The organism is Burkholderia sp. WTPI3 (assembly GCF_021483755.1).
Lineage (GTDB): Bacteria > Pseudomonadota > Gammaproteobacteria > Burkholderiales > Burkholderiaceae > Burkholderia.
The window spans coordinates 1-7,492 of record NZ_JAGIXF010000159.1; the positions used below are offsets into that span (position 1 = coordinate 1).

Annotated in this window: 5 protein-coding genes and 1 pseudogene; 1 reads left to right on the forward strand and 5 read right to left on the reverse strand. The window is 67.0% G+C overall.

Going from position 1 to position 7,492, the window contains the following annotated elements; translation table 11 throughout:
* Window positions 1-55 precede the first annotated feature (55 nt).
* The 5 genes from secF to queA form a co-directional block, all read right to left on the reverse strand.
* Window positions 56-1,006, reverse strand: a complete 951-nt coding sequence (gene secF, locus J7024_RS35670; protein ID WP_096505089.1) for a protein translocase subunit SecF — start codon at window positions 1,004-1,006, stop codon at window positions 56-58.
* Window positions 1,007-1,024: 18 nt separating this feature from the next.
* Complete coding sequence (gene secD / locus J7024_RS35675) at window positions 1,025-3,046, reverse strand: protein translocase subunit SecD (protein ID WP_124827099.1); 2,022 nt, start codon at window positions 3,044-3,046, stop codon at window positions 1,025-1,027.
* 106 nt (window positions 3,047-3,152) lie between these two features.
* Window positions 3,153-3,476, reverse strand: a complete 324-nt coding sequence (gene yajC / locus J7024_RS35680; protein ID WP_006401647.1) for a preprotein translocase subunit YajC — start codon at window positions 3,474-3,476, stop codon at window positions 3,153-3,155.
* Window positions 3,477-3,716: 240 nt separating this feature from the next.
* Entirely contained in the window at window positions 3,717-4,904 is a 1,188-nt protein-coding gene (tgt, locus tag J7024_RS35685) for a tRNA guanosine(34) transglycosylase Tgt (protein ID WP_124827098.1), read from the reverse strand.
* 217 nt (window positions 4,905-5,121) lie between these two features.
* Entirely contained in the window at window positions 5,122-6,189 is a 1,068-nt protein-coding gene (gene queA, locus J7024_RS35690) for a tRNA preQ1(34) S-adenosylmethionine ribosyltransferase-isomerase QueA (RefSeq protein WP_124827097.1), read from the reverse strand.
* 167 nt (window positions 6,190-6,356) lie between these two features.
* Here queA and J7024_RS35695 point away from each other — a divergent pair.
* Window positions 6,357-7,492, forward strand: a pseudogene (locus tag J7024_RS35695) (ATP-dependent DNA helicase RecG); the annotation flags it as partial.

Below are 7,492 nucleotides of genomic sequence, written 5' to 3' on the forward strand. Positions count from 1 at the left end.
AAAGGCCGGCCCACGCGGGACCGGCCTTCGGGTATCCGTCGAAACGGCGCGGCGCTTAAACCTGCGCGCCCGCGTTCGGATCGTCCGGATCGTGAGCGGCCTTCTTTTCCTTCAGCAGGTCTTCGCGCTTGATGCCGAGCCACATCGCGAGCGAGCCCGCGACGAACACCGACGAGTAGATACCGAACATGATGCCGACCGTCAGCGCGAGCGCGAAGTAGTGCAGCGTCGGGCCGCCGAAGAAGAACATCGACAGCACCATCATTTCCGTCGACGTGTGCGTGATGATCGTACGCGACATCGTGGTCGTGATCGCGTGGTTGATCACTTCCTGCACGTTCATCTTGCGTTCGCGGCGGAACGTTTCGCGGATCCGGTCGAAGATGACGACCGACTCGTTGACCGAGTAGCCGAGCACTGCGAGCACCGCCGCGAGCACCGCCAGCGAGAACTCCCACTGGAAGAACGCGAAGAAGCCGAGAATGATCACGACGTCGTGCAGGTTGGCGATCACGCCGGCGACCGCGTACTTCCATTCGAAGCGGAACGACAGGTAGATGACGATGCCGATCACGACGCACGCGAGCGCGAGCAGGCCGTCGGTCGCGAGCTCCCGGCCGACCTGCGGGCCGACGAACTCGACGCGCTGCAGCGTGACGTCCGGACTCTGCGCCTTCAGCGCGCTCATCACCTGGTCGCTCTGCTGCGCGGACGTGAGGCCCTGCTTCAGCTGCAGGCGGATCAGCACGTTGCGCGACGTGCCGAAGCTCTGCACCTGCGCGTCGGCGTAGCCGAGCTTGCCGAGCGTATCGCGCACGGGTTCGAGCTGCGCGGCCTGCGGGTACTGCACCTCGATCACCGTACCGCCGGTGAATTCGACGGACAGGTGCAGCCCGCGGTGGAACAGGAAGAACACGGCGGCGAGGAACGTGACCAGCGAGATCACGTTGAACACCAGCGCGTGCCGCATGAACGGAATGTCTTTACGGATGCGGAAAAATTCCATGGCTTCTTCTCCGGGGCCTTATTGGGTCGAGCCCGGTTTCTTCGGCGACACGCCGTGCTGCGCGCGATTGCGCAGCTGCGGCTTGCCGGCGCGCGGTGCGTTGCCCTTCGCGGGAGCGGCGAGCCTCGCGGCGCGTGCCGTGTCGGTCGATTCGTCCGCCGCGGCGAACGACGCGCCGGCAGCGGCGCCTTCCGGCTTCCACACCTGGCCGATCGCGAGCGACTTCAGCTTCTTGCGGCCGCCGTACCAGAGGTTGATGATCCCGCGCGAGAAGAACACCGCGGAGAACATCGACGTCAGGATGCCGAGGCAGTGCACGATCGCGAACGCGCGAACCGGGCCCGAGCCGAACGCGAGCAGCGCGAGGCCGGCGATCAGCGTCGTGACGTTCGAGTCGAGAATCGTCGCCCATGCATGCGCGTAGCCGGCCTGGATCGCGAGCTGCGGCGGCTGGCCCGCGCGCAGTTCTTCACGCACGCGTTCGTTGATCAGCACGTTCGAGTCGATCGCCATACCGAGCGCGAGCGCGATTGCGGCGATACCCGGCAGCGTCAGCGTCGCCTGCATCAGCGACAGCACCGCGACGAGCAGCAGCAGGTTCACCGACAGGCCGATCACCGACACCACGCCGAACAGCATGTAGTACGCGATCATGAACACGGCAATAGCGCAGAAGCCCCAGATCACCGAGTGGACGCCCATCTTGATGTTGTCCGCGCCGAGGCTCGGGCCGATCGTGCGTTCCTCGATGATCTCCATCGGGGCGGCGAGCGAACCGGCGCGCAGCAGCAGCGCGAGGTCGGCGGCGGCCTGCGGCGTCGGCTGGCCCGTGATCTGGAAGCGGTCGCCGAGTTCCGACTGGATCGTCGCGACCGTCAGCACTTCGCCCTTGCCCTTCTCGAACAGCACCATCGCCATCGGCTTGCCGATGTTGTCGCGCGACACCGAGCGCACGGCGCGGCCACCGGCCGAGTCGAGGCGGATGTTGACCGACGGACGCTGGTGTTCGTCGAAGCCGGCCGACGCGTCGATAATGCGGTCGCCGGTGAAGATCACGTCCTTCTTCAGCAGCACGGGCACCTGGTTGCCCTGCGTGAACAGTTCGTCGCCCGGCGGCACCGGGTCGTTCGGGTTCGGGTGCGTGTTGAGCGGGTCGGCGAGACGCGCTTCGAGCGTTGCGGTGCGGCCGATGATGTCCTTCGCCTTCGCGGTGTCCTGCACGCCCGGCAGTTCGACGACGATGCGGTCGCTGCCTTGCTGCTGCAGGATCGGCTCGGACACGCCGAGTTCGTTCACGCGGTTGTGGAGCGTCGTCAGGTTCTGCTTGAGCGCGGCGTCCTCGACGGCCTTCTGCACGGCCGGCGTGAACGTGCCGACGACTTGCGTGCCGCCGCCGCCGGGCTGCGTCGCCCATTGCAGTTCGGTGACCGATGCGGCGAGCACCTTGCGGGCGTCGTCCGCCGTTTGCTGGTCGCTGAAGTTGACGACGACGGACTGGTCGACGCGGCTCACGCCGCCGTCGCGGATGTTCTTGTCACGCAGCAGCGTGCGGGCGTCGGACGCGTCGGAGTCGAGCTTCTTCGTGAGCGCGCCCGTCATGTCGACCTGGAGCAGGAAGTGCACACCGCCGCGCAGGTCGAGGCCGAGATACATCGGCAGCGCGTGCAGTGCGGTCAGCCAGCGCGGCGACGCGCTCTGCAGGTTCAGTGCGACGACGTACTGCGGATCGTTCGGGTCGGCGTTCAGCGACTTCTGCAGCAGATCCTTGACGCGCATCTGCGTATCGGTGTCCTTCACGCGCACGCGGATGTTCGCGTTGGACGCGGTGTTCTCGAAGGTGACGTCGTCTGGCTTGATCTGCGCGGAGGCGAGCGCGGATTCGACCTGGGTCAGCGTGGTCGAGTCGAGCTTGACCGTGGCCTTGCCGCTCGACACCTGCACCGCCGGCGCTTCGCCGAAGAAATTGGGCAATGTGTACAGAAGGCCGATGGCGAGCGCCACGACCATCACGACATATTTCCAGAGTGGATAACGATTCATGAGGGGGCCGAACGGGTGGTTGGCGTGAAAGCGTCGCGTCCGGCGCCGCGGCGGCCCGCTCTCTCAGGCAGGCACGGCGCGGGGAGCCGGACGCTCGGTGAAAGCCTTACAGCGACTTGATCGTGCCCTTCGGCAGAATGGTCGTGACAGCAGCCTTCTGCACGGTGATTTCGGTGCCTTCGGCGATTTCGACGCCGATGTAGCCTTCGCTGACCTTCGTCACCTTGCCGACGAGGCCGCCGCTCGTGACGACTTCGTCGCCCTTCGCCATGGCCGCGAGCATGTTGCGGTGTTCCTTCTGGCGCTTCATCTGCGGGCGGATCATGATGAAATACAGCACCGCGAACATCAGGATGAGCGGCAGGAAGCTCATCAGGCTCGATTCGGCGCCACCGGCACCTTGCGCGAAGGCATTGGAAATGAACGGCACGTTGGTCTCTCCGTAGGGGAAGATCGAAAAATAAGCCGGTTATTCTACCACCGGCCCCATGTGCAAACGGCGTGGCAAATGCGCTTTCGGATCAAGCTGTTAAAGCGCGAACCGGCACCGTCGCGACGCGTTTGGAAAGGCGATTGTAATATTCGGCGGTCGTGACCGGCACGTGGAACGCATTATTTAGTACGCGTCCTATGTGGCGGACCGCCGCGCGAGCCGCGGGCAGCGGGCCCGTCAGTCGACCCCTCTCGCGCGATCCTCCGCGAAGCGCTGGCGGAACGCGTCGAACGTGTGGGTTTCGATCGCGTCGCGCATTTCGCTCATCAGCTGCAGGTAGTAGTGCAGGTTGTGGATCGTGTTCAGCTGCGCGCCGAGGATTTCGCCGACGCGGTGCAGGTGGTGCAGGTAGCCGCGCGAGAAGTTCCGGCACGTGTAGCACGTGCAGGTGGAATCGAGCGGCTTCAGCGAGTTCTTGTGCGTCGCGTTGCGGATCTTCACGTCGCCGAAGCGCGTGAAGAGCCAGCCGTTGCGCGCATTGCGGGTCGGCATCACGCAGTCGAACATGTCGACGCCGTTCGCGACGCCCTCGACCAGATCCTCCGGCGTGCCGACGCCCATCAGGTAGTGCGGCTTGTTGGCCGGCAGCTTCGGGCCGACGTGCCGCAGCACGCGCATCATGTCTTCCTTCGGCTCGCCGACCGACAGCCCGCCGATCGCGAGGCCATGGAAGCCGAGTTCCGACAGGCCCGCGAGCGATTCGTCGCGCAGGTCCTCGAACATCCCGCCCTGGACGATCCCGAACAGCGCGTTCGGGTTGCCGAGCCGGTCGAACTCGTCGAGCGAGCGCTTCGCCCAGCGCAGCGACATGCGCATCGAGTCGGCCGCTTCCTTGTGCGTCGTCGGCACGCCGTTGGTGGCGTACGGCGTGCATTCGTCGAACTGCATCACGATGTCGGAGTTCAGCACCTTCTGGATCTGCATCGACACTTCCGGCGACAGGAACAGCTTGTCTCCGTTGATCGGCGACGCGAACGTGACGCCGTCCTCGGTGATCTTGCGCAGGTCGCCGAGCGAGAACACCTGGAAGCCGCCCGAGTCGGTCAGGATCGGCTTGTTCCAGCCCATGAAGCCGTGCAGCCCGCCGTGCGCATCGATCGTGTCGAGGCCGGGGCGCAGCCACAGGTGGAACGTGTTGCCGAGGATGATCTGGGCCTTGATCTCGTGCAACTCGCGCGGCTGGATCGCCTTCACGGTGCCATACGTGCCGACCGGCATGAAGATCGGCGTTTCGACCACGCCGTGGTTGAGCTTCACGCGGCCGCGGCGCGCATGGCCGTCGGTCGTCAGCAGTTCGAATTCGAGCCCGTTGGCGGGGCGGTCCTGCACGGGAGCGTGCGTATCGTGGGATGAACCTTCGGTCATCGCGTCATTCTCCTTGCTACCGGAAATGCTTTGCATGGGACCGGAGTATGCGCTAAAGCGCTGACTCCGGATCGACAAGTCCGGCGCATGTTGGAAGCGCCGCCGGCAAGCCGGCGGCGGGGAAAAGCGGATGCGCGCCATCGTAGCGCGCAGCGGGAAAACGGGTGTCGCGGCACGATGGCGGACGCGCGTGCGCGGGCCCTCGTGCCTGCCGCGCTTACGCGCCCGGCGCTTCCGGCGTGTCGCGTCGCGTGAGCAGCATCGCGTCGCCGTAGCTGAAGAAGCGGTAGCGCGCGTCGATCGCGTGCCGGTACGCGGCGCGGATCGTCTCGACGCCCGCGAACGCGGACACCAGCATCAGCAGCGTCGACTTCGGCAGGTGGAAGTTCGTGACGAGCCGGTCGACCACACGGAAACGGTAGCCGGGCGTGATGAAGATGTCGGTCTCGGCCTGTGTCGCCGCGAGCGGGCGGCCCGCTTCGTCGGCGCTGCGCGCCGCGGCTTCGAGCGCGCGCATCGACGTCGTGCCGACCGCGATCACGTTGCCGCCGCGCGCGCGGGTCGCGGCGATCTTGTCGACGAGCGATTGCGGCAGGTCGTACCACTCGCTGTGCATCTTGTGCTCGGCGATGTTCTCGACGCGCACCGGCTGGAACGTGCCGGCGCCCACGTGCAGCGTGAGCGTCGCGCGCTCGACGCCCATCGCGTCGAGCTTCTCCAGCAGCGGCTGGTCGAAATGGAGCCCGGCCGTGGGCGCGGCGACCGCGCCCGGGTTGCTCGCATAGACTGTCTGGTAGCGTGTCTCGTCGTTCGCGTCGGGGTCGTGCTCGATGTACGGCGGCAGCGGCAGGCGGCCGTACTGCTCGATCAGCGTGAGGCACGGCTCGGGGAAGTGCAGCGTGAAGAACGGCTCGACGCGCTCGCCGACCGTCACGTCGAACGCATCGGCGAGGCGCAGCGTCGTGCCGGCGCCGGGCGACTTGCTCGCGCGGATTTGCGCGAGCGCCGTGTGCGTGCCGGTCACGCGCTCGATCAGCACCTCGATCTTGCCGCCGCTGGCCTTCTGGCCGAAGAAGCGGGCCTTCAGCACCTTGGTATCGTTGAAGACGAGCAGGTCGCCGGGCGAGATGCACGACGGCAGCTCGGCGAAACGGCGGTCGACGAGGCGCGCGGGCTCGACGGTGCGATCCACCTCGAGCAGGCGGCTCGCGGTGCGATCGGGCAGCGCGGTTTGCGCAATCAGCTCGGGCGGCAGATTGAAATCGAAATCGGAAAGCGTGAACATGCGGGCTGGTTCGAAACGGCCGGCGGGCGCCGCCGACAGGGCGGAAACGCATAAATGGGGCGCGCGAGCCGCTATGATGGCGGGATGCGCGGCCTGGCCGGCGTCGTTCGTTCGGACGACGTGAAAGCCGCTATTGTACTTGTCTTGCGAAGCCCCCAGACGATCCGATGCCTGTGTCACCACGACGTTCCACCGCCGCCGTTGCAGATTCCGCCGATCCGTTCGACGCGGAGGATGCCGCGCTACCCGCGCGAGGCGCGGGGGAGCGCGGTTCCGTGGAGCGCGCGGAGCCGCGCAGTGCCGCACCGCGTCGCGCCGGCCCGAAGCGCGGTGCCGACGGGCGGCTCGCACAGCCGGCGGCCGTCGCGCCCGACGTCGAACCGGGCACGGGCGGCGACGAAGCGGACGCGTCCGGCGCATCCGGCACGAAACGCAAGAAGAAGCCGGCTGCCGACAAACCGGTGAAGACCGTCGACAAGCTCGCGAAGCTGGGCCTCACGCGCTCGATCGATCTCGTACTGCATCTGCCGATGCGTTACGAGGACGAAACCACGCTCACGCCGATCGGCGAACTGCTGCCCGGCGGCATCGCGCAGACCGAAGGCGTCGTGTTCGACAACGAGGTCGCGTACCGGCCGCGCCGCCAGCTCGTCGTGAAGATCCAGGATGACGACGGTGAGCATCTCGTGCTGCGGTTCCTGAATTTCTACGGCTCGCAGGTCAAGCAGATGGCCGTCGGCCAGCGGCTGCGCGTGCGCGGCGACGTGCGCGGCGGCTTCTTCGGGATGGAGATGGTGCATCCGGCGGTGCGCGTGGTCGAGGCCGACGCGCCGTTGCCGCAGGTGCTTACGCCGGTCTATCCGAGCACGGCGGGCGTGTCGCAGGCGTATCTGCGCAAGGCGATCGAGAATGCGGTCGAGCGTACGCCGCTGCCCGAGCTGCTGCCGCCGGAGATCGTGCGCGACTACCTGAAGCCGCTCGGCGTGCCGTCCCTCGAGCAGGCCGTGCGGATCCTGCATCACCCCGGCGTCGATTCGGACGAAGCCGCACTGATGGACGGCTCGCACCCGGCGTGGACGCGCATCAAGTTCGAGGAGCTGCTCGCGCAGCAGTTGTCGCTCAAGCGCGCCCACGAGGAGCGCCGCACGCGCGCCGCGCCCGCGATGCCGCGCCGCACCGCGAGCGACGCCGACGCGCTCACCACGCGCCTCTACGCGGCGCTGCCGTTCACGCTGACGGGCGCGCAGGCGCGCGTCGTCGACGAGATCGCGCACGACCTCACGCTCGCGCACCCGATGCAGCG